Origin of the sequence: Thermogemmatispora tikiterensis (assembly GCF_003268475.1) — a bacterium.
Classification (GTDB): Bacteria; Chloroflexota; Ktedonobacteria; order Ktedonobacterales; family Ktedonobacteraceae; genus Thermogemmatispora; species Thermogemmatispora tikiterensis.
The window spans coordinates 548177-568220 of record NZ_MCIF01000002.1; the positions used below are offsets into that span (position 1 = coordinate 548177).

Genomic DNA, 20044 nt, shown 5'->3' on the forward strand with positions numbered 1-20044 from the left:
GGCAAAGGAAAGGCGGTGGCCATGACAAGGCAGGGAGACTTTGAGGCTGACTTGCCCCTGGCAGCGGAGGCTGAGAGCGCCAACGGGCCAGGGCCGACTCTGGCCGATGGCGAGGCCGAGGCCCAGCGTCTGGTGACAGCGCTGCAGCAAGAGGGCTTGACGCTGCGCCTCCTGGGAGGCCTGGCGGTGAGGCTGCGCTGTCCCAGTGCCAGGCATCGCTCTCTCGCGCGCTCCTATGCCGATCTGGACTTTGTGGCTCCCAAGAAGCAGGCTCGTCCATTACGGGGTGCTCTGGAGGCCAACGGCTATGTTGCGGACCGGCGCTTTAACGCTTTGCACGGCGAGCGGCGTCTGCTCTTCTACGATCAGGTCCACCAGCGCCAGATCGATATTTTCCTAAGCGTCTTTGAGATGTGTCATAAGCTCGTACTGGAGCCGCGGCTCCAGTTGCATCCGTTGACGCTATCGCCAGCCGATCTCTTGCTGACGAAGCTGCAGATTGTGGAGCTGAATGCCAAAGATATTCAGGATCTGCTGGCGCTGCTGTTGGACTTCCCTCCCCAGGAGGAGGCGGCCAATCCTGGCGAGCAGCTTGATATGCGCATCGTGACGCAGGTCTGTGCTCACGACTGGGGCTGGTACACGACCGTCACTGATAATCTGCGGCGCCTGGCCCAAGAGGCGGATCAGCTTCTGCAGGCCGAAGAAGCAGTCCTGGTCAAGCGGCACAGTGAGGAGATGCTGCGCCTGTTGGATCAGGCACCGAAGTCCAGCGCCTGGAAGCTGCGGGCCCTGGTCGGGCGGCGTCTGCAGTGGTATGAGTTGCCGGAGGAGGTGCGTCGCTAGTTTCCTCCTCGCTCGTTGCTCTGTGCGAATCTCTCATCCCTTACTACCAAAAATTCCTCCTTTTATTCCTGCACCTCTACCAGCCGAAGGCAATAGGAGCTTGAAAGCTCCTGTTGCCTTCTTCTTATCTTGGCTCTTCTCTGGAGACGAAGGGGCCATCTCGCCGGCGAAGATGGCGAGAATCAGTCTTCTGGTGGCCGTGCCTCTTCCACTGCCGGGCCAGTGTCTGCTACACTTGAAGAAGCAGAGTGAGAAACAGGCGTCATCACTCTGGACATGTGTCGATGCGCTACCTTTCCCAATCCAGGTCAGGGGTGCGCTGGAGGCAAGCTAGAGGCTTGATGCTCTGTCGTGTTTGGGATGGTAGCGGTCTGGCTGGCGTCCCTGTACGGTAGTGGAAATCTCTTCTTTGGCAGAGGCGCCAGGTGGTGAGCAGTCGTGACACAAGGTCCCGGTCTGGTCTGGCTCAGGGCCAGATGAGCCGTGGAACCGTGAACCTGACGAGCGAGGAGCAAGAGGCATGGAAGAAGCCGCGAAGCATACCTATATCATCGACCCAGAGAATGCGGGCGAGTTAGCGCGCCTGATGCAACAGGATCGGCTGCTGACCGAGGGAATGGGGGGACTCTTTCCCGAGGGGCAGCAGTTGCCGGAAGGGGGGAGAGTGCTCGATCTGGCCTGTGGTCCTGGTGGCTGGGACCTGGAAGTGGCCTTTCACTATCCGCACGTCGACGTCTTCGGCATCGATATTAGCCAGCAAGTGATCGAGTATGCCCGAGCCCAGGCGCAATCGCGTGGACTGGAGAACGCCCACTTTCAGGTGATGAATGTGATGGAGCCATTGGCGTTCCCAGATAGCTCCTTTGACCTGATCAACGGGCGTCTGCTCTGTGGCTTCATGCTGCCGGAGGCCTGGCCACGCTTGCTCAAGGAGTGCTTCCGCCTGCTCAAGCCTGGGGGAGTTGTGCGCCTGACCGAGATGGAGTCTCCTTTGACGACCAGCCCAGCCTATGAACACTACTTTCATCTGGGTACTCAGGCCCTCAAGCGGGCCGGACAGAGCTTTTCGCCCGATGGGGGGCACGTCGGCATCACGCCGGTGCTGCCGCGGCTGGTGCGTCAGGCGGGCTTTGAAGAAGTGCGGCTGCGAGCGAGCGTGATCGAGTGGTCGATGGGGACCGAGGGACACTATCCCGTTTTCAAAGATGCCCTGATCTTCCTGGAGCTGGTGCAACCGTTTCTGATCAAGATGGGGATGGGGACAAGGGAAGAGCTAGAGCGCCTCTATCAGCAAGCTGTAGCGGAGATGCAACAAGAGGACTTTTGTGCGCTCTGGAACCTGCTGACGGTCCGGGGACGCAAGCCCGGCACCTCCGACGAAGCCACCTCATAGGCGGCAGTCCCACGGCGGGCAGGGAGTAATTGGCGCGGGCCAGGCTGGCTGCTTTGCTCTGCTGACCGACCTGGCCCAGGCTTACTTAACCAGTGAGTGCTTTGGCAGCATGGCCGCGGCAATACCTCCGCGATAGGCAGCGAAGTGAGTGGAGTGTACTAGCCTCCTCCCTGTGAAAAGGGAGCGTCGTCGGCGAGGCAAATCAGAGGTAAGCCAACCTGGCAGCTGATGAGGCTGATGAGGCCAGCCTGCTGCCAGGTTGCTCCTGATTGGTGCGCTTACTCTCGCTCATGAACAGAGAGAGAGGGGGGATGTGCATCCGCTTCCAGCGAATGACAGACGCGATACCAGCCATCGCCTTTCACCACGTTCTTCCCCACGTGGATCAGCTCACCCCACACCAGCAGCTCCCGCAGCTCCGCCAGCTCACCAGCGAAGGTCGCCTCTCCCAGCAAACCGCCAATGGGGGTAGCGCGTCGCAGCCGACGCGAATAACTGGGCATATCCTGCCAGCGAGTGGTATGCTCCTCACAGCGCACAGCTGACGCCAGTTCCAACAGGCGCCCACGTTGCTGCGCCAGAGCGCGGGCCTCTTCGGCGTTGCCGTAAGCAAGTCCCAACTGCTCCAGGCGCTCAAGCAGTCGCTGTACCAGGGCCGCGAAATCCGGCTCCTTGCAGAGGGTGCCGTGTCGTACCAGGCGCAGAGGCGTCAAGAACGTTAGCCTTACTCGTCGCCCCGACAGCGTCAGCGCGCGCTGGCGCACGTCCTCCGCCTGCACGGCCAGCGTTGGCGTGGTCACCTGGCGTGCTCCTGCCCGGTAGAGTAGTTGCCGCGCTCCGCTGAAGGGGTGATAGGCTTCGATCTGTTCGATGCGCAGCTCGCCACGCCGAGGGGGCGAGCCATTCTCTGGCAGAGGCCGCCCGAGACCCTGGCGCTCCAGTTCCTGGCTGCTCAGCATGACATAAGGCAGCAGCTCCACGCGCCGGCCAATGAGCGTCATCCCAAATACAAGTTGCTCGCCTGGCTCGTAGCGCCGCCCGCCCTCTAACAGTGGCTCCAGCACATAGGGGCGAGGAATATCGCGCCCCCAGGGCTGCCCGTTAAGGCGCTGCAGTACTGGTGCTTGCGGGTCATCCGTTGGTGCCAGCAGTGAACTGACAGGGCAGACCTGTAACAGGGGACATTCCAGGCAGGTGCGCGCCTGCTTGTTTGTGCAGAAACGGCGCCAGATTGCCGTAAAGAGGGCGCCGCGCAGCGCCGTCCCGGGAGAATCGTCCAGCTCTAGTGGCGTCTCGACGCGCATGGTCCATAGCAAGTGATAGGTTGTCAGCATATGCCCTCCTTCCATGTAAGTGTATGTGCGCGTCCGTCGGTGGAGCCTCCGCCCTTCTCTAGCAGGAACAGAGGACGGCGCTACGCGGCAGCAGCATCGCCGCTCGTATGCTCTCCTCTCATGAGGATGGCAGGAGGCGATACCAGCTATAGGCGTGTGAGGAGCGCCAGCGCTGATAAGGGAGCACCACATGACGTAGCACGCGATCTCGGTTCAGCACAATGCGCTCATTCGTATAGATGTTGGCCTGAGCGAAGGTCAGCTTCGGGCCGCAGTCGTCGAGCACCTGCAGCGTCCCCTGCATAGGAAACGTCTCCTGCCGCGAGGCGGTCAGCAGCAGAAAGTTGCCAGCGGGCAGCTCCGCGCTCTGCTGAGGAGGCTGCAGGATCTGGATGAAGCCGCCGCGCTTACCCAGGTAGTTGAGACCGACCAGCAGCTCCGGCAGCACTGTCACCAGAGGACTCCCTTCAGCAACCTCGCAGGCCAGACGCAGGCTTCCGTAGTAGCTAATGTACTCACGATAAGCGATTGTCGGCTGAAAAGGATACTCTTTTTCTAGACGCGCGCGAGCGGCCTTTTCGGGATTGCTCTTGTCCTTCAGCTCGCGGCGGATCTTACTGAAGCCCTTGATAACGACCGCCTGCTCTGGTGGCTCCAGGGCGATAGGCAGGTCGCGCAGAGCGGGGAAGAGGCGTTCCCCCTCTGCCAGACCGCGAGTACGGATCAGAGTGCTGAGCAAGGCCATCTTGATAGCGAAAGGGGTCGGCACCAGCAGCGTCTGACCACCCGAGGATGTAGCGCTGGCCGGTCGCAGTGAGAAGAAAGAGACCGGCAAGTAGTGCGCGACGATCCACATTGGCCGTCTGCCTCCTTTCTATGTGATCTGCCAACCGAACTACCGACCTACCTAGGCCGAGGCCCCCTCGGGAGTAATGCTGTCGATCAGCGAGCGCATCTGCTGCGAGAACTCGGCCAGCGTGTCGAAGGTTTGCAGGCGCACATGCTGGGGGCCAGTGCCGTTCAGGGCGCGGACAATGGCTTCCGCCTGCTCGCGATAGGCCTGCGGCTCGTCGCTGCCGCCCAGGAGCGGACTGACCAGCGGCGCCGGAGTGGCGGTGTCGCTGGTGCTGATGAAGCCTTCCAGGGCCAGCAGGTGAGGGAGCTGGGTCGAGCGCATGGCGCCGTTTAGCTCCAGGAAGCTGTAGAGCAGGCTTTCAAGCAGTACGCGAGTGCGGCGCTGGCGCTCTTCGGCGCTGATGGCGTAGTTCTGCGTGATATCGTTGTAGCCCACCCGGCTCAACTCGACGTGGCAGACTACAGCGTAGACACCGCTGGAAGCCGGGCGATGGAAGATGCTTTGTCCAAGGTTGGCCCCTTTGTGTTCGTCGCTCTCCTCCTTGCGCGTCGCGCCCGGACCGCGCTCCAGGGCGTACTTGACGTGGAAGTAGCTATCGGTCCGTACGCGCTCGGGTAAGGCCACAACCCAGCCGAATTCACAAACCGACTTGCGCGGGACCGAACGCCCGCCTTCAGTCACCAGAATCCCACCAACGTCGTCCATAGCGCAGCGCTCCAGCAGGCCATCGATGAGCGCCGCGCCAGTATTGCCGGCTCCCTTCATAAAGTCGCTGTCGGCATTGATGCGGTTGGCATCGAACTGCTGACAGCCAGCGCAGAGGCTCAAGCCCTCCTCACGTGCGCGGCGATAGAAGTGCTCCATGAGCACGTGCTTGAGCATGTCGCCAGAGATGGCGTTGACGGTGTGCAGCAGACCGTCGTCTCCGACGATATCGACCATGCGCGTCTGAATCTGGTTCCTCTCGCCGCCTTCGTTATTGAGGCTGTGCATGTTCAGGGTCATGCGCGCAGCGATTGAGAGAGAGACTGGTGTGTTCGCCATAGTTCGATTGCCTTCCTTTCTTTAGGATGATCGTTACCGTTGCGGTTATCCTTGTAGAAAGTGAACGATGAATCAGGCCTGTGGGCTTTGGTCGTCTGCTGCCTCTGTATCCTCCTCGCTCTGGCTGCTTTCCGCGGCCTTGCCCCAGCGGGCGTAGCCATAGGAGAGCAGCATCGAGGCCACCAGCTCGCAGGGATACTGGTCGAGGAGGGGCGTAAACTCGTCGATGTCGCTGGTCATGACGGGGTAGCGCAGATGATGCTGACTGTAGTCCTCTGGACGCAAGGCACGTCCCAGCTTCTGCGCCAGTCTCTCCTCTTCGCGCGCTGTCTCGGCGTTGTACTGCAACAGAAACTCGCTGAGGGCCTTCATGAATTCGTCGCGACGGTGGATCTTGCGCAGCAGCTCCTGCCCCAGTCCGTAGCGCACCTCGTAGGGATAGTTATGATTATGATCCTGGAAGCGACGCCGCTGGGCGTTGACCGTCGCCTCACGAATGGCCGAGGCAATGCGCTGGAAGCCTTTGTTCTGAAGAATGGGGGTCAGTTTCAGGTCCTGGGTTCCTTTTTTTGTTTCCATAGCTGCATTCTCCGATAATACAAGTTTGTCCAATCCCTGGCTGGTGAACTGCTTCAGCCAGCGCTTCTCGTTTTTCTCGCGTTCCCGCTGACGGAAGAGGTAAGGGCCATAGCTGGCGGCGAAGCGCCAGAAGAGGCGCAGATCATGGCTGGAGAGGCAGTCGCGATAGATGCGCAGCAGCTCTAGCTCTTCGCTGCCTTCTTTCCCCTGTGATCCCTCGATGCGGTTGATGATAGCGATGTGCTCGTCCAGCAGCTCATCGATCTGCGTGGCCTCGGCGACGGAGCGCGGTCGCGGCGGCAGCCACGAGGGCAGATTGATGGTCGAGACGTTCATCACCGCGTGGGCGCTGCCCATGTCCTTGTAGAAAGCCACGTCAAGCCCGTGGGTGATACTGACCAGGGGAGGAAGCTCGTCCGGGTCAAGGTTCTGGCTGCTCGCCAGCTCATTGCGCCGGTGGTTCACCAGAGCCTGAGCCAGGCGCAGGACGGCCAGAATATCCTGTTTGATGGCCGTGCTGGACCAGCAGATCTCGCGAAACTTCTGCATGATGGTCCTGAGCGTCTCCAGCTCGACCTTTTCGGGCAGCACCACGAAGGTCTTGCGGTCCTTGCTGCCACTGAGCGTATAGGGAGCGGCCCCCAGCATGAAGCCGCGGAACTTGACCAGCTCCAGCAGCCAGAAGCTTTCCAGGCCGCCAACCGCCAGACGGTTGCTTTTGGGGGCGTTGGCCCCTTTGCCACTGGTCGGATTGAGCAGCTGCACGGCGGTGGCCTGGGCCTTGCCGCTGAGGCCCTGCTCCTTGGCCCACTTCTCCCAGGTGCGTTGCGCCTGCTCGACGTCGTTGAGCGGCTCGGAGAAAAGGCGGAAGAGCAGACGCACGGCAAACCATTGCTGCTCGGCGCTCAGGCTCTCCCAACGCAGCACCAGCTCATTGAAGGTGTCGGCGACCTTCATGACGTTGATGGCCTTGTAGTGCTCCAGCTCAGGGCTGGGGCCGTTGCTCAGGATCTGCTGCAGCTCCGGGGAAGGGTTGAGACGCGCTTTCGGCGACCGCTTCTCGGGCGGCAGTTTGGCGAGCTGCGCCTGCAGCTGACGCTGTTTCTCTTGCTCGGCCTCGTAGTCGAAGATCTCGACCTCGCTGAGTGTGCGCCCCTTCTTTGCCTGCCGCTCCTGCTGTTTGGCGGTGCTCAGCGGGCGCAGCAGGGGGAGGCGGTTGCTGCTCGCCAGGTCGCTTTCTTCGACGGGAGGGAGCTGGATCAGAAAGCTCTGGCCGGCGTCGTAGATCTCCGGCGACTGCTCCAGACGACCCAGGCGCGCCAGGCCGAGCTGCATGAGATCGGCTAGGCCCAGGGCGAGCAGGGTATCGGCGAATGTCCCGCTCGCTTTGTTGACATAGAGCGTTGTCATACACTGTCCTCTGTTAGGCGATTGTGCGCTATTTATAAAACGAGCAAACCATAAATGATAACTTGGCAGGCATTTGGTACACTATCTGGCGCATGATTGCGTATCACGAGCTTGCCAGTTTCCTGGCAGGCTCGCCTTGCTAACGATAGGCGTCGGCGCGCTGGTCAGCCAGACGCAGGGCTCGTGTCATGACAAAGGCCAGCCAGGTTTCGTACTGGGGTTTGTGCAGGTCCAGCGCAGGCTGACTGAACTTCCCCGAAGTGGCGTTCTCGGGGAAGAGATCTCCTTGCTGGCACGCTGGCAGAATCAACTGCAGGTTCATGGGCCGAGGCGGGGTCTCGCGCTGTACCAGGGCTAAGGCTCGCCGTACCGCCTCTAAGGCTCCTGGCGCCAGCCTGCTCGCGCCATATTCGTGGGCCCCTGTGGTATGATGACGGGCAATGGCATAGCAGGTGGCCCGCACCACGGGCGCAGTGGGGCTGGCCGGCGTTGTCGCGCCCAGGCAGTCCACAATGAAGCGGCGCGCCAAAGCCACGCTCTCACAGGCGTGGTTAGGACGGCGTTCGGCTAGCTCTTGCTCCCACTGTCGCTCTTCGCGGGCTCGCACATTATAGGTCGTCTTGGCAAAGAGATAATCGGCTGCCGGTTCCTGATAGTGCAGACCCTTCTTTTCGTGATAGAGGCGCTCCCAGGCGCGGGCCCAGCGCTGCCAGCCCTCAGCCAGTTTCCCCAGATCGTGCAGGGCCAGGGCCAACTGAATGGCCTGATCAATCGTGCCCGCTGCCACTCCCATGCGCTCCTCCAGGCGGCGCAGAGCATAGGCCAGCTCATGGTAGAGGCCGTAGTGGTAGGCGTCGGCCAGTCCCCCAATGTGCTCCTCGTAGCGCTGGCGCGAGACCGTCTGACTGGCCGCACCTGAAGGCCGCTCCTGCGGACGGCTCTGGTAGTGCGTGCCCTCAAGGCGCTGCCGCCAGCGCGCGGACAGCGGCGGACGTCCGTCGCGGAAGACCAGGCCCAGATCGCGATCGTAGGTCACCAGGGCCTGCGGCAAAGCCAAGACCAGCGCACTGCTGATCTGGGCCGGGTTGGTCACCGGCTCCCACGTATAGAGTGGCTCGCGCCGGCTATCGTCCTCGCCCTGGGCCGCTGTCCCGCTCCCGCTATCCACGAGCACCGCTTGTTTGCACACCCACTTGAAGCCCAGTGCGTTAGCCTGCTCTTGCAGGGCCTGCCAGTGCCGGCCCTGCAGCAGACTGGGACGCAGCGTGAAAAGCTGCCAGTGCCAGGGCGCTGTGACGATCTCCTCTTCGGGCTTATCGTGCACCAGCAGCGCCACTTGCAGATCATCACGGATCAGCGTAGAGCGCACACTTGGATCGGGTTTTCTCAAGCTGGTCACCATCTTCTCCAGCAGAAGGGGCCGTTGCTCCTCGTAGCGCGCCAGCAACTGGAGGTCGCTCTCACAGTGGACCGCGTCAAGCAGGCGGCGCTCCTCCTGAAAGCGCACTACCTGGCCATCGTACTCGGCCAGGGCCTCCCAGGTACGTTGACAGGGTTCCGGCTCGTAGGGCAGTGTCTGCGACTGACCCTGATCATCGACGGGGAGCGAGTAGACAAAGACCTGCCCCTGCTGGCGAGGGAAGCGCGCGCAGCGTCCGGCGCGCTGGATCAGGCTATTGGCTGGCGACAGCTCGCTGTGCAGCGTCTCAACCGAGATATCAAGCCCTACCTCGACCACCTGCGTCGCCACCACAATCACATTCTCGCCCTGATAGCGTCCGCTCTCCTCGTCCCAGGCGGCGGGACCAAGCAAACGCTGCAGTTCCTCGCCCTGACGGCGCCGATCCTCATCGCTAAAGCGGCTGTGCAGCAGTTGCAGACGGATGTTAAGCCCGCGCTCTTGAATCAGCTCATCAAGCTGCAGATATAGCTCCTGGGCTCGCTCGACACGGTTACAGACCGCCAGAGAGCAGCGCTGGTGACGCGCAAGCACCTGCTCGGCGCTCAGCGGCTCCGCCACGCGCCGAAAGACGCGCTGACGTCCCTTGGCCAGGGCGGTCAGCTCCTCATCGCTTGCCTCAATCACCTCAGCATCGATCATCTGCGCCAGTTGCTCCACCAGTGGCCTGGAGAGGGTCGCGCTCATGAAGATAAAGCGGGTCAGATCCTTGAGCTGGCGCAGCAGCTCGATCGTTGTTGTCAGGGCGCCAAAGCAGCTCTGGCCTTGCCGATTGAGCGGATAGAGATGCGGCTCATCCAGAATCAGGTAGGTGCTGGCGAGCAGACCAACATTGATATTGGCGCGCGCCCCGTCGACGCTATAGGGCACGCCGAGAGCACTGGCCAGCAGCTGATCGATCGTGCAGGCAATGATCAATGACTCGAACTGGGGATCGTCCGGCGACTCGCCTGTTTGCAAACTGAGCAGCGAACGACCGAACTGGGCATAGCGTTGGCGCAGCGGCTCGATCAAGAGCGGGTTCAGCTCCTCCTCCAGTAACTGGCGGCAGGTTCTGATGAACTGCGTGGCCAGCACCCGCATGGGCGAGACGTAGAGCGCCTTCCCGGGCAGCGTCCCATCGTTAAACGCGCAGCTCTGCAGGAAGGGTAGCAGGGCTGCCAGCGTCTTTCCGCCGCCCGTCGGAATGACCAGAATCACATTGCGGCCCTGGGCCAGCACCTGGAGCACGCGCTCCTGATAGGGATAGAGAGTCTTCATGAGGAAAACCGCTCACTCCTTTCTTTCCTTCATTTCAGCCTCTTCTGGCCGGGCGGGACGGCGGAACAGATCCGCGTTGAGCCTGCCTGGCTCGTGGGTGGAGAGGGGGGCGGGCTGCAATCCATAGTTCTGGCAGGCTCGTTGGACGTGGCTAATGACTCGCAGGCGTAGCTCTTCCGGTTCCAACACCACACAGTCGGCGCCCCAACCGCGAACCCAGGGTTCGATCTCGACCAGGTCACCGATCAGGGCCGTCCACTCGCAGCCGTCGCGCGTCAGACGAATCTCCTGCGACGGATGCCAGCGCGTCTCACGCACGCGCTTCACCACCTGGCTGCTGAAGTGCAAGCGTACCCTGACCGGTTCCTCATCGCCGTACATCACGCCCCAGGCCCGTTGCAGCAATTCCTCAGCCTTAAAGGAGGGATTGGGGACAAACGTCTCACTGGTTAGCTCTGCATGCCGGATGCGCTCCAGCTTCAAAGTACGCAACGCCTGCACGGTATGACTGTAGCCGAGCACGTAGATAGTCCGTCCGATAGCTGATGGTTCCAGCAGGTAAGGATCGAAAAGCGTCTCGAAACGGCTCTTGCGCGGCGGCTCGTAGACCAGGCGTAGGCGGCGGTGTTGGACCCAGCCGCACGCCAGTGCCAGAAAAATGGCCGAAACATCCTCCCTGTCGCGATCCTCCGTGAGCAGCAGCGCGGCAATAGTCTCCTGTTGCTCGCGCACGGGAGCGGGCAGGGCCTCTACCAACTTATGCAGGGCCATTGTCAAATGCCAGTTCCGCTCATCGCGCGTCTGAGCCAGGAGGCGGCCAGCCAGATAGAGGCCCACCGCCTCGGGATAGCTCAGGGAGAGCTGTAGCCTGGGGATGACCGCCCCTTCCGGCAAAAACCAGTAGAGGCCCTCTTTCGTGAGAGGCAGCAGGCCGGTTAGCTGCAGCTCATTCAGGTACTTGTTCGCCGTATCCTCATTGATGCCCAGCCGCTCAGCGATTTCGCGGGTGCGCCACCGCCGCTTCACCTGACTCTCGAAAAGGTGAATGATAGTCTGCAGGCGATGGACCCGTTTCATGGTCTCGGTATTCAAGGCGGCGTCTCCTTTCCCTTCGTGCTCTTGTCTTGCTTGACCTGGCCGAGGAGCTGAGCCAGGCGGCCTGCTGCTCTGGGAAGCAGTATAGCCTGACGATTCCGCTAAATCGTCGGAATCCCGGTCTTAGAGAAAAGACCGGCACGCCTTGCGTTAGCTCTCTGCTCTCCTGTTCTCCTGACTCACACCACGTCGTTGCAGAAGCGGCGAAACTCGTACAGTGGGCAGCGGCGCTGCTGAGCTGTGGGCCCTGGCAGACCCTCTGTCTGCAGGCTCCGACGGATCGCCGCCACTATTGTCTCAACACGGCGGCTGTTCAACTTGAGCATAAAGCACGCCGTAGCCGTAGTTGAGGAGGGCATTGAAAAGATCGGTGGCTCCCCGTGTCTGCCGTCCGGGCCAAGCGATCTGCTCAGGCAGAACATATCTGACACCTGCCCAGTAGTGTTGAGCGGCCCGGCCCTCCAATGAGAGCAAAGAGGGGCGCAGCTCTTCAACTCCCTCTCGATTGATGGTCAACCCGTCCATTTCCCCAAGCAGATCCTGAATGGCTTGCGCCGACTGGTGCAGCTTCTGGCAGAGCTGCGGCTGCTCATCTTTGCGGCTCCGCATGAAGTAGCGCAGCAGATTCATCTGATTCGCCAGTTTGCCGCGGGTGAAAGCCAGGGCAAGCTCGCAGCCCTTCGCGGAACTGAAAGCCTGCAGTTGCGCGCGCCTGGTGAGCACAGTACCTGTCAGTCCGGCGGCGTAAAGTGAGGCCCTCACCATGCCATTTTTCTCCAGGAAATGCAGCGCAATCCCTTCCTCGCTGCAGAGCTTCACCACATCGCTGGAGATCCCAACGCCTGTATCGATAACAAGAATTTGCTTGAGATGGATCAGAGGTACTTCCTCTACGACCTGCGATCCCTGAACCAGACGAATTCTTCCTTGATGTTTACTAATAAAGATGCCTTTCCCTTCCACAATCAGATTCATTGTTTCCCTATCTGTCAGACGATAGCCATTGGCATTTTTATCGGAATAGTCTGGTGATTATACTGCAGCTACCAGGCTGAAGCAGCCTTAGCAGCAGCGCGCTCATGTCCACAAGAGTAGCGAGAGGATTCCGCTAAAGTATCGGAATCCTCGGAAGTATTCAAAAAAAAGAGGAGAGAAACAAAAAGAAGAGTGCTGGCACCTCTTGCCAGCACTCTTCCTCTCTCTAGCTCTGGCGGCACGAAGGTCTTGAAGACAGATCTAATGAGTGAGCCCAGGCGAAAAAGCGAACCAGGCCGCGCGGCGGCTTGAATGCCTGGTGAGTGACCAGGGCGAGCAGCGGGAAGGTCAACAGCTTGCCTACCGCTCAAAGCCGGTCGGCAGGCTCCTCGTCCGTCTCCTCCAGCCAGGAGCCAGGCCCTCCCTCGGTGGCTGTTGCCGCCAGGCGGATGCTCAGCTCCTGCGCCTCAACCTGCTCCCGCAACGTCACCAGCAGGCGGCCCTGCTCCTGCTCATAGGACCACTCGACCGGACCGGCAGAGTCACCGTCTCCGGTGCGTTGCTCGACACTCCGGGGAGCGCGCTCAAGGGCACGCAGCTCCAACACGATGCGCTGGCGCTGTGGCACAAAGCTGCCCTCGCGGGCGCTGAGGAACACGCGAATCTCATCGCCCTCGACCTCGCAAATGATGCGCCGGCGAGCGTATTCCCCCTGCAAGTAGCCATAGCCATCGCCGGCGTCCTCGTAGAGACTGCTCTCGCCGCTCCCTTCGGCTGGGTAAAGCAGCAGTGTCAGTGGATCTGGCGCTCGCTCTCCCACATAGTTCATCTCGGGCCAGAGTGGCACCGCCGTATTGGCCCGCACGTAGAGCGCCGGCTGCCCGAGCGGGGCATAGGCTACCACATGGGCCGGACCGCTCAAGCGCTGGCCGCTCCAGAAGTGGAACCAGGTGCCGGCGGGCAGATAGACATGACGGTGACTGACACCCGGGCGCGAGACAGGCGCTACGAGCAGCGCTGGGCCGCAGAGCGCCTCGTCATCGTAAGCCCAGGCGGCGGGATCTGCCGGCGCCATCCAGAAGAGCGGGCGCAGCACTGGCGCACCAGTGCGATGGCACTCCTCGAACAGCGTATACAGGTAGGGGAGCAGGCGCTGCCGTAGCTTGAGCATGGCGCGACAGACCGACTCGTACGGCTCGCCAAAGACCCACGGCTCTTGACGGCGCGTCTGCTTCTCCGAGTGGTTGCGGCAGAAAGCCTGGAAAATGCCGAACTCTGTCCAGCGAGCCAGCAGCTCGCCGCTACAATCGCCGTAGAAGCCACCGATATCGCTGCCGCACCAGCTCACACCGGAGAGACCCAGATTGAGCAACTGTGGCACACTCTGCGCCAGATCCTCCCACGTTGACGCATTATCGCCGGTCCAAAGCAAGGCATGGCGCTGAATGCCAGCGTAGCCGGCGCGCGAGATCACAAACGGGCGCTTATCCGGGCGCAGGCGCTCCAGACCCTCGCGCGTCGCCTGGACCAATAACGAGCCATAGGCATTGTGAATCTCAACATGCAGACGTGGAGTCCCGCCACCGGGGTGGATCGTCTCAGGGGGCAGCGTCCCATGTACCGGGATAAAGACAGCTGGCTCATTCATATCGGTCCAAATGCCGGCTACCCCAGCATCGAGCAGTGAGCGATGCTGCTCGCCCCACCAGGCGCGCGCCGCCGGGTTGGTCACATCGGGAAAGACGCAAAGGCCCGGCCAGACCGCATTTTGATAATCCTGATAGTCGGGAGTCTTGCAATAAAGATCGCGCCGCTTGCCGTCTACATAGACCGCGTAGTGCTCATCGACCTTGATGCCCGCATCAACAATGCTCACCACATGGAAGCCTTGGGCGCGCAGCTCGGAGAAGAGGCCAGCGGGATCGGGAAAGCGCTCCTGATCCCACGTAAAGACGCGGTAGCCATCGAGCGCATCGATATCCAGATAGAGCATGTCGCACGGAATATCGCGCGCGCGGAAGGTGGTCGCCACCTCGCGCAGCTCCTCGGCGGAAGCATAGCTGAAGCGGCTCTGTCCGTTGCCGAGCGACCAGAGCGGTGGCAGAGGAGTGCGCCCAGTCAGCTCGGTATAGCGCTCCAGCACGGCCTGTGGGGTCGGGCCGCAAAACACATAATAGATCAGGTCACCGGTGCTGGTTCCGAACCAGGAGCGAGCTGGATGCTCATGAGCCAGATCGAAGACCACGCGCCCCGCATTATCTACGAATAGTCCCCAGGCCAGACCATCGGCCAGCACCAGCGTAAAAGGGATAGAGACATACAAGTTATTGTGGAAAACGCTGTGCCCGGGTTGCGGATCGGTGTTCCAAAAGATCTGGTGAGTCCCCGTCTTATCCAAACCGCCGAAGCGCTCACCGCAGCCAAAGTAGTGCGCCTCGGGCGGGTGTTGCTTATAGACGCGCAGTGGCAAACCGAGAGTTCCGGCCACGTTGGCCAGCGGTAGCAGGGCCTCCTCTGCGGGCTGCTCAAACCAGCCCATGCCCAGCTCGGGATCATCGGCGGCGAAGACCCGCCCGCTCGGATCGGAGAAACTGAGACGCAAGGGATCAAGAGAGAGGTGCGCCGTCGCGAACGTGGTGGCCATGCTCAGCTGCCCCACTGCCGGCTCTGTGAGAGTGACAGACTCAGGCTGCCAGGCTTGTGCCACCACTGCCGGCGACTCGTAGCGGCGGGGACGGCCATCCAGAAAGAGGCCAACGCGGAAGAGGTCCGGCGCTAGGGCCGTCACCTCAACGCTGGCTGGTCCGCTGCGTAGGCAGATCCTGGTGGCGTCTCGCTCGCAGACCTGGGCTTGACCCAGGGCCTGATAGCCGTCCGGTAAGGTGACAGCGGGGTGAGCATTGGTGGCTACTGGCTGTGCCCTCTCCATGAAATCTTGGTTCCTTTCCACTCTAGTTGCTTGTTTTTATAAGCTGACCGCTGATCAGCGGTTCGCTGAAAAACGGGCAAAGAAGCGCTGTTGAACTGGGCCGGGCCGGCCTGTGAAAACCTGACCCCTCCGGAGGCGGAGCGAGTGCTCCGCGCTCCGAGCGGGGTCTTACCTATCCAGCAACCAGCGTCCTTGCTCGTCTGCCTATCTATCCACTCACCTGTGAAGGAGAGCGATACAGCATCCTGGCCAGGCAGATCAAGCCTGATAGACCTCGATGCCGTTGATGAAGGGATTATCGGCGCTTCCCTGAGTAAAGGAGATCACGATCTGGCCGCTGCTGTTAGCCTGAACCGTAAACTGCTTCTGCAGGGCAGTCTTGTAGCCTGCGGTGGCGTAGACATCGAAATTGCTCAGCACCGTCTGGCCGTTGATCGCCACATTGAAGACGCGCTTTCCTGAAGCCTGGAAAGTCAGCTCGGCCCAATCCAGCTTCACCGTATAGCGTGCCCCGGCGAACAGTCCAGTGATGGTGTAAGTGAAGGAGCTATTCCAGCGGCAGGACTGCCAGACCGCCTGTGGGGCGGGATTGCTCACCCCGCTGGTATTGATCGCCGTCGCGGTATCGCTATACTGATTCCCCTGGTTGTAGCCCGTATCGGCCACAAAATTGCCTGCCGTCGAACCACCAGCGTTGATCGCGGTGATCAGCGTTCCTGCCGGTGGTGGTGTCGGCGTGCTGGCCGGCTTCCAGATCTCAATACCGCTGATGAACGGATTGTCAGCCTTGGCTGTCCCCTGAGTAAAAGCAATGACAATCTGGCCACTACTATTGGCCGCCACATTGAACTGTCGCTGTACGGCAGTCTTGTAGCCAGCTGTGGCGTAGACGTCAAAGTTAATCAGGGCCGGACTCCCGTTGATCGTCACATTGAAGACGCGCTGACCGGCAGCCTGGAAAGTCAACTCGGCCCAATCCAGCTTCACCACATAGACCGTCCCCGCCGTCAGGCCGGGAATGGTATACGTAAAGGAGCTGTTCCAGCGGCAGGACTGCCAGACCGCCTGTGGGGCGGGATTGCTCACCCCGCTGGTAGTAATGGCCGTCGAGGTATCGCTATACTGGTTCCCCTGATTGTAGTCCGTATCGGCCACAAAATTGCCAGCCGCACCGCCGCCGGCATTGATCGCCAGGACCAGCGTCCCCGACGGTGCAGGCGTTGGGGTCGGTGTCGGGGTGGGCGTGCTCGTTGGCGTCGCTGTCACTGTCGGGGTCGGCGTCGCCGTGCCGCCCGACGGCTGCCAGATCTCAATGCCGCTGATAAAGGGATTATCGGCTCCGCCCTGTGTAAAGGCGATCACAATCTGGCCGCTGCTATTGGCCGCTACCGTAAACTGCTTCTGCAGGGCAGTCTTATAGCCTGCCGTAGCGTAGACATCGAAGCGGCTCAGCACCGTCGTCCCATTGATCGCCACATTGAAGAGGCGCTGGCCCGCAGCCGTCCAGGTCAATTCCGCCCAATCGAGCGCCACCGTGTAGCTGTTGCCTGCGCGCAGGCCCCCGATCGTGTACGTAAAGGAGCTATTCCAGCGACAGGACTGCCAGACCGCCTGCGGGATAGATTCGGCCACGCGACTGGTGTTGATGGCCGTCGAGGTATCGCTGTACTGGTTGCCCTGATCGTAGTCGGTGTCGGCCACGAAATTGCCAGTCGCACTGCCACCGGCATTGATCGCCAGGACCAGCGTCCCCGTCGGTGCCGGCTGTGGCGTTGGGGTCGGCGAAGGTGTTGGTGTCGGCAATGGAGCCGTTGGCGAAGGCGTCGGGGTTGGCGTACCGGTTGGGAAGCCACAGACCTGCGAGCTAGGACTCCAGCCGGAGTTACCGCTGCCCAGGGTGATGTTCCAGGACCCGCTGCTCTCGCAGCTCTGGATGCTGGCCACCGTCAGCCCGCTGGCGGTCACATTGCTCGCCGAGCCGGTCACCTGGCTCACCTTGTTCGAAAAGGCGAACTCAGCGCCGCTGATGTTCACCCCATTCATATTGACCGTACTGATGGGGTTGCCGCCATCAAACGAGATCGCCATATACTGGCTGTTATCGATCTCCACATTCGAGACTGTAAACGTCGCATTCATCGCGCCGCTGTCGGCCCAGAACATCAAAGCCCCAAACTGCTGAATGCCCTGGTCGCCGATACCCGCCGTCTGCCGGATCGTATCATTGCTCACCGTCGTTGTCCCGGCGAAAGGCGCGGTGGCATTGCCAAAGTCCTCATAATCGATCATGATGCCGCCCCCGCGATACTGCGAGCCGGTCACCAGATCGTTGGTCACACTGTTGCCATTGCCGCCGTAGATCGCAATCCCGTTGGCCAGGTACGGCGACTGCACCGTATCGTGATCGAACGTATTGTTGCTGTCGCCGGTCGCCGGCACATTATCGGTCGCTGACCACATCGCCAGACCATCATCGCCGGTGCCACGTACGATGGTCTGCGTCACACTGGAGTTGGTCACGTTGCGATGGAAATTGATGCCATCGGCCAGCACGCTATCGATGCGGCAGCCGGTGATCTTCAGGCCGCTGAAGGGGCCATCGAACCACATCCCCACCTTGGTGTGTTCGATCCAGATGTTCGAGATCGTTGAATTGTTCAGGGAGCCACCGATACCGTTATCCTGGAGGCAGTCGATGCGGTTCGTGATCTGCCCCTCGATGGCGAAATTTGACAGAGTCACATTGGAGCTGGTACGTCCGTCGTAAGCGTCGTAGCCGTAGACACCGACGCCCGTGCCGTTGCTCCCAACGGGGGCGCCAGTCAAGACCGTGTACCAGGGGCCAGCCCCAGTCATCGTCACATTGTCGACCAGGATATGGCTGGTCACCAGATAGGTACCGCTGGGCAGCCAGACCGTCTTACCCTGGGCCGAGGCATCATTGACAGCCTGCTGAATGGCGCTCGTGGCATCCACCTTGCCCGTAGGATCGGCATTATATGGGGGATCGGTCACCGAGATTGAGCCGGCGGGCTGGGTCAGCGGGGCCGGTACCTGCTCGAAATCGGCCACATCAATGGCGTACCAGGGCGCTGTATTGTCGGGATCAACCTGCAACTTCACCGTCGTACCGGCGCTCATCTGCGGCAGCAGGACATGTACCTCATCGAACTGGTGATGCGCTGTGCCGCCAGGCGTATCGCTCCAGTCATTGGCGTTGCAGTTCGAGAAATTCGGCTGCCCGTAGAGCCAGCTATACTTCGACGTCAGCTGCAACTCCTGAGACTGCTTCACCCCATTGATGTAGATACTCAGTGTCGCCGAGATTCCGCCCCCGCTGGCGGAGTCCGGGATACTGTAGCGCAGATTCAGAGCATTGGCGGGCTGCGTCAACGTGAACTGCACATACTGACCACTGGTCAACAGGACTGCCTGGCGATCCACGGCATCGGAGGCCAGGCTCCCGAGCGTAAAATCGGGGCCGAGAATGCTCCCATTGGTGGTTGCCTGGTGAGCCTCCATCTCCACATAAGGGAGCGTGGCGCCGGAGCCACCGCTTACCGCTGCACTACTGGCCCAGGCCGTGCGCGTCAGGCGTGGCAGCAGCAGCGCGATCCCCAGGCTACTCAGCACCAACACCAGCGTTGTGAGGAGCAGGACCGCCCGACGATTTCCACTGCAGCGGAGCAAGGCGATCGCTCGCCGTTTAGCATCCTGCATCAGATACCTCCTTTCATGACAACTCCATGTCTTGCCAGAGAGCGAGAGCGTTGGGGCTGGCCCGGCCCACCCGAGGCGGCCAGACCACCCAGAAAGAACGCTCCTGACCTCCCTGAACCTGTTTGGCCATCCTAGCCCTTGAGGCCGGTCAGATTGACACCGCGAATAATCTGGCGCTGGAAGAGTAAGAACAGCAATATAGGCGGAATACTGGCGAAGACCAGGCCGGCCATCAAATAGCTGAACGGCAGATTGGCATTGAGGCCCGACTCATGGTAGAGAGCGACCAGCAGTGGCTGTAGATTGCTGTTGGACAGCACCAGCAGCGGCCAGAGGAAATCTTTCCAGGAAGCGATCACCGTGAAGATCGTAATCACAGCCAGGGCTGGGCGCGAGAGCGGCAGCACGATGCGTATAAAGACCTGCCAGCTACTGGCCCCATCCAGGCGAGCGGCGTCGATCAACTCGCCGGGGATGGTATCGAAGAAGCTCTTCAGGACCAGAATATTGAAGGCGTTGGCCGCCTCCGGCAGCCAGACACCAGCCCAGTTATTGATCAGCGACACATGGATCAGAGGCAGATCGCTAATATTGACGAACTGAGGGATCAGATAAACGACCGAAGGCACCATCAGCGTCGCGAAGAAAGCGAACTGAATCGCATGCTTACCTCGCAGGCGTAGTTTCGAAAGCGCATACGCTGCCGTTGCCGAGACCAGCAGCTGCAGCACCACGGCCCCGGCAGCCAGAAGCAGCGAATTCCACATATAGAGGGGAAGCTGCAGAATCTGCCAGGCATTGCTATAATTGCTCCACTGGGGGTGAGTGGGCCAGAACGTGGGAGGCGTCTGAAAGATCTCCACGTTCGACTTCAGTGCCCCGCTCACCATCCAATAGAGCGGGCCGAAGGTCGTCACGGTTGCCAACAGCAGCAGCGAGAAGATCCCCCAGTAGAGGGCGCGCACCAGAGGGCGACGGAGCATCAAAGGAGAGATCAGGGACCGCTCGCTACTGGTTGCCAGGTCCCTAGAAGGACGGCGACCGCTCAAGCGCAGGCGCCAGGCTAGCCAACGCTGTCCGCCGGTGGCGACCGGCGGCGGCTCACCCTGCTGGCGCTGGATTTCAAACCGATCCATCTCCATAG

The 20044-nt window shown here is 61.1% G+C and carries 12 protein-coding genes; 2 read left to right on the forward strand and 10 right to left on the reverse strand.

The features are described 5' to 3' along the window. Positions 1–21 precede the first annotated feature (21 nt). On the forward strand, positions 22–846 hold the full coding sequence (locus A4R35_RS02405) for a nucleotidyltransferase family protein (RefSeq protein ID WP_112426191.1): 825 nt from the start codon (positions 22–24) through the stop codon (positions 844–846). A gap of 520 nt (positions 847–1366) precedes the next feature. Then, complete coding sequence (locus A4R35_RS02410; RefSeq protein WP_112426193.1) at positions 1367–2239, forward strand: class I SAM-dependent methyltransferase; 873 nt, start codon at positions 1367–1369, stop codon at positions 2237–2239. Between the two features lie 278 nt (positions 2240–2517). Here A4R35_RS02410 and cas6 read toward each other — a convergent pair whose 3' ends face one another. From cas6 to A4R35_RS02460, 10 genes are all read right to left on the reverse strand, one after another. Then, complete coding sequence (gene cas6, locus A4R35_RS02415; RefSeq protein ID WP_112426195.1) at positions 2518–3573, reverse strand: CRISPR system precrRNA processing endoribonuclease RAMP protein Cas6; 1056 nt, start codon at positions 3571–3573, stop codon at positions 2518–2520. 118 nt (positions 3574–3691) lie between these two features. Further along, complete coding sequence (locus A4R35_RS02420; protein ID WP_112426197.1) at positions 3692–4429, reverse strand: hypothetical protein; 738 nt, start codon at positions 4427–4429, stop codon at positions 3692–3694. Between the two features lie 51 nt (positions 4430–4480). Beyond that, positions 4481–5473, reverse strand: a complete 993-nt coding sequence (locus A4R35_RS02425) for a DevR family CRISPR-associated autoregulator (RefSeq protein WP_112426199.1) — start codon at positions 5471–5473, stop codon at positions 4481–4483. A 72-nt stretch (positions 5474–5545) separates the two neighbouring features. Next, positions 5546–7462 (reverse strand): hypothetical protein, encoded by a 1917-nt coding sequence (locus A4R35_RS02430; protein ID WP_112426200.1) that lies wholly within the window; start codon positions 7460–7462, stop codon positions 5546–5548. Positions 7463–7601: 139 nt separating this feature from the next. After that, complete coding sequence (gene cas3, locus A4R35_RS02435; RefSeq protein ID WP_112426202.1) at positions 7602–10181, reverse strand: CRISPR-associated helicase Cas3'; 2580 nt, start codon at positions 10179–10181, stop codon at positions 7602–7604. A gap of 12 nt (positions 10182–10193) precedes the next feature. Continuing rightward, on the reverse strand, positions 10194–11273 hold the full coding sequence (locus A4R35_RS02440) for a helix-turn-helix transcriptional regulator (protein WP_112426204.1): 1080 nt from the start codon (positions 11271–11273) through the stop codon (positions 10194–10196). Between the two features lie 300 nt (positions 11274–11573). Further along, a complete protein-coding gene (gene cas1 / locus A4R35_RS02445) occupies positions 11574–12251 on the reverse strand; it encodes a CRISPR-associated endonuclease Cas1 (RefSeq protein WP_112426206.1) in 678 nt (225 codons plus the stop codon). A gap of 367 nt (positions 12252–12618) precedes the next feature. Further along, positions 12619–15180 (reverse strand): glycoside hydrolase family 31 protein, encoded by a 2562-nt coding sequence (locus A4R35_RS02450; protein WP_112426208.1) that lies wholly within the window; start codon positions 15178–15180, stop codon positions 12619–12621. Between the two features lie 258 nt (positions 15181–15438). Further along, positions 15439–18900: a malectin domain-containing carbohydrate-binding protein gene (locus A4R35_RS02455; protein WP_112426210.1), complete on the reverse strand. Its 3462-nt coding sequence runs from the start codon at positions 18898–18900 to the stop codon at positions 15439–15441. Positions 18901–19031: 131 nt separating this feature from the next. Continuing rightward, positions 19032–20042 (reverse strand): carbohydrate ABC transporter permease, encoded by a 1011-nt coding sequence (locus A4R35_RS02460; RefSeq protein WP_112426212.1) that lies wholly within the window; start codon positions 20040–20042, stop codon positions 19032–19034. Positions 20043–20044: the final 2 nt, after the last annotated feature.

Coding starts and splice junctions, on each gene's coding strand:
- A4R35_RS02410 (WP_112426193.1), top strand. CDS start 1,367: ATGGAAGAAGCCGCGAAGCATACCTATATCATCGACCCAGAGAATGCG.
- A4R35_RS02460 (WP_112426212.1), bottom strand. CDS start 20,042: ATGGAGATGGATCGGTTTGAAATCCAGCGCCAGCAGGGTGAGCCGCCG.
- A4R35_RS02405 (WP_112426191.1), top strand. CDS start 22: ATGACAAGGCAGGGAGACTTTGAGGCTGACTTGCCCCTGGCAGCGGAG.
- A4R35_RS02450 (WP_112426208.1), bottom strand. CDS start 15,180: ATGGAGAGGGCACAGCCAGTAGCCACCAATGCTCACCCCGCTGTCACC.
- A4R35_RS02425 (WP_112426199.1), bottom strand. CDS start 5,473: ATGGCGAACACACCAGTCTCTCTCTCAATCGCTGCGCGCATGACCCTG.
- cas6 (WP_112426195.1), bottom strand. CDS start 3,573: ATGCTGACAACCTATCACTTGCTATGGACCATGCGCGTCGAGACGCCA.
- A4R35_RS02430 (WP_112426200.1), bottom strand. CDS start 7,462: ATGACAACGCTCTATGTCAACAAAGCGAGCGGGACATTCGCCGATACC.
- cas3 (WP_112426202.1), bottom strand. CDS start 10,181: ATGAAGACTCTCTATCCCTATCAGGAGCGCGTGCTCCAGGTGCTGGCC.
- A4R35_RS02455 (WP_112426210.1), bottom strand. CDS start 18,900: ATGCAGGATGCTAAACGGCGAGCGATCGCCTTGCTCCGCTGCAGTGGA.
- cas1 (WP_112426206.1), bottom strand. CDS start 12,251: ATGAATCTGATTGTGGAAGGGAAAGGCATCTTTATTAGTAAACATCAA.
- A4R35_RS02420 (WP_112426197.1), bottom strand. CDS start 4,429: ATGTGGATCGTCGCGCACTACTTGCCGGTCTCTTTCTTCTCACTGCGA.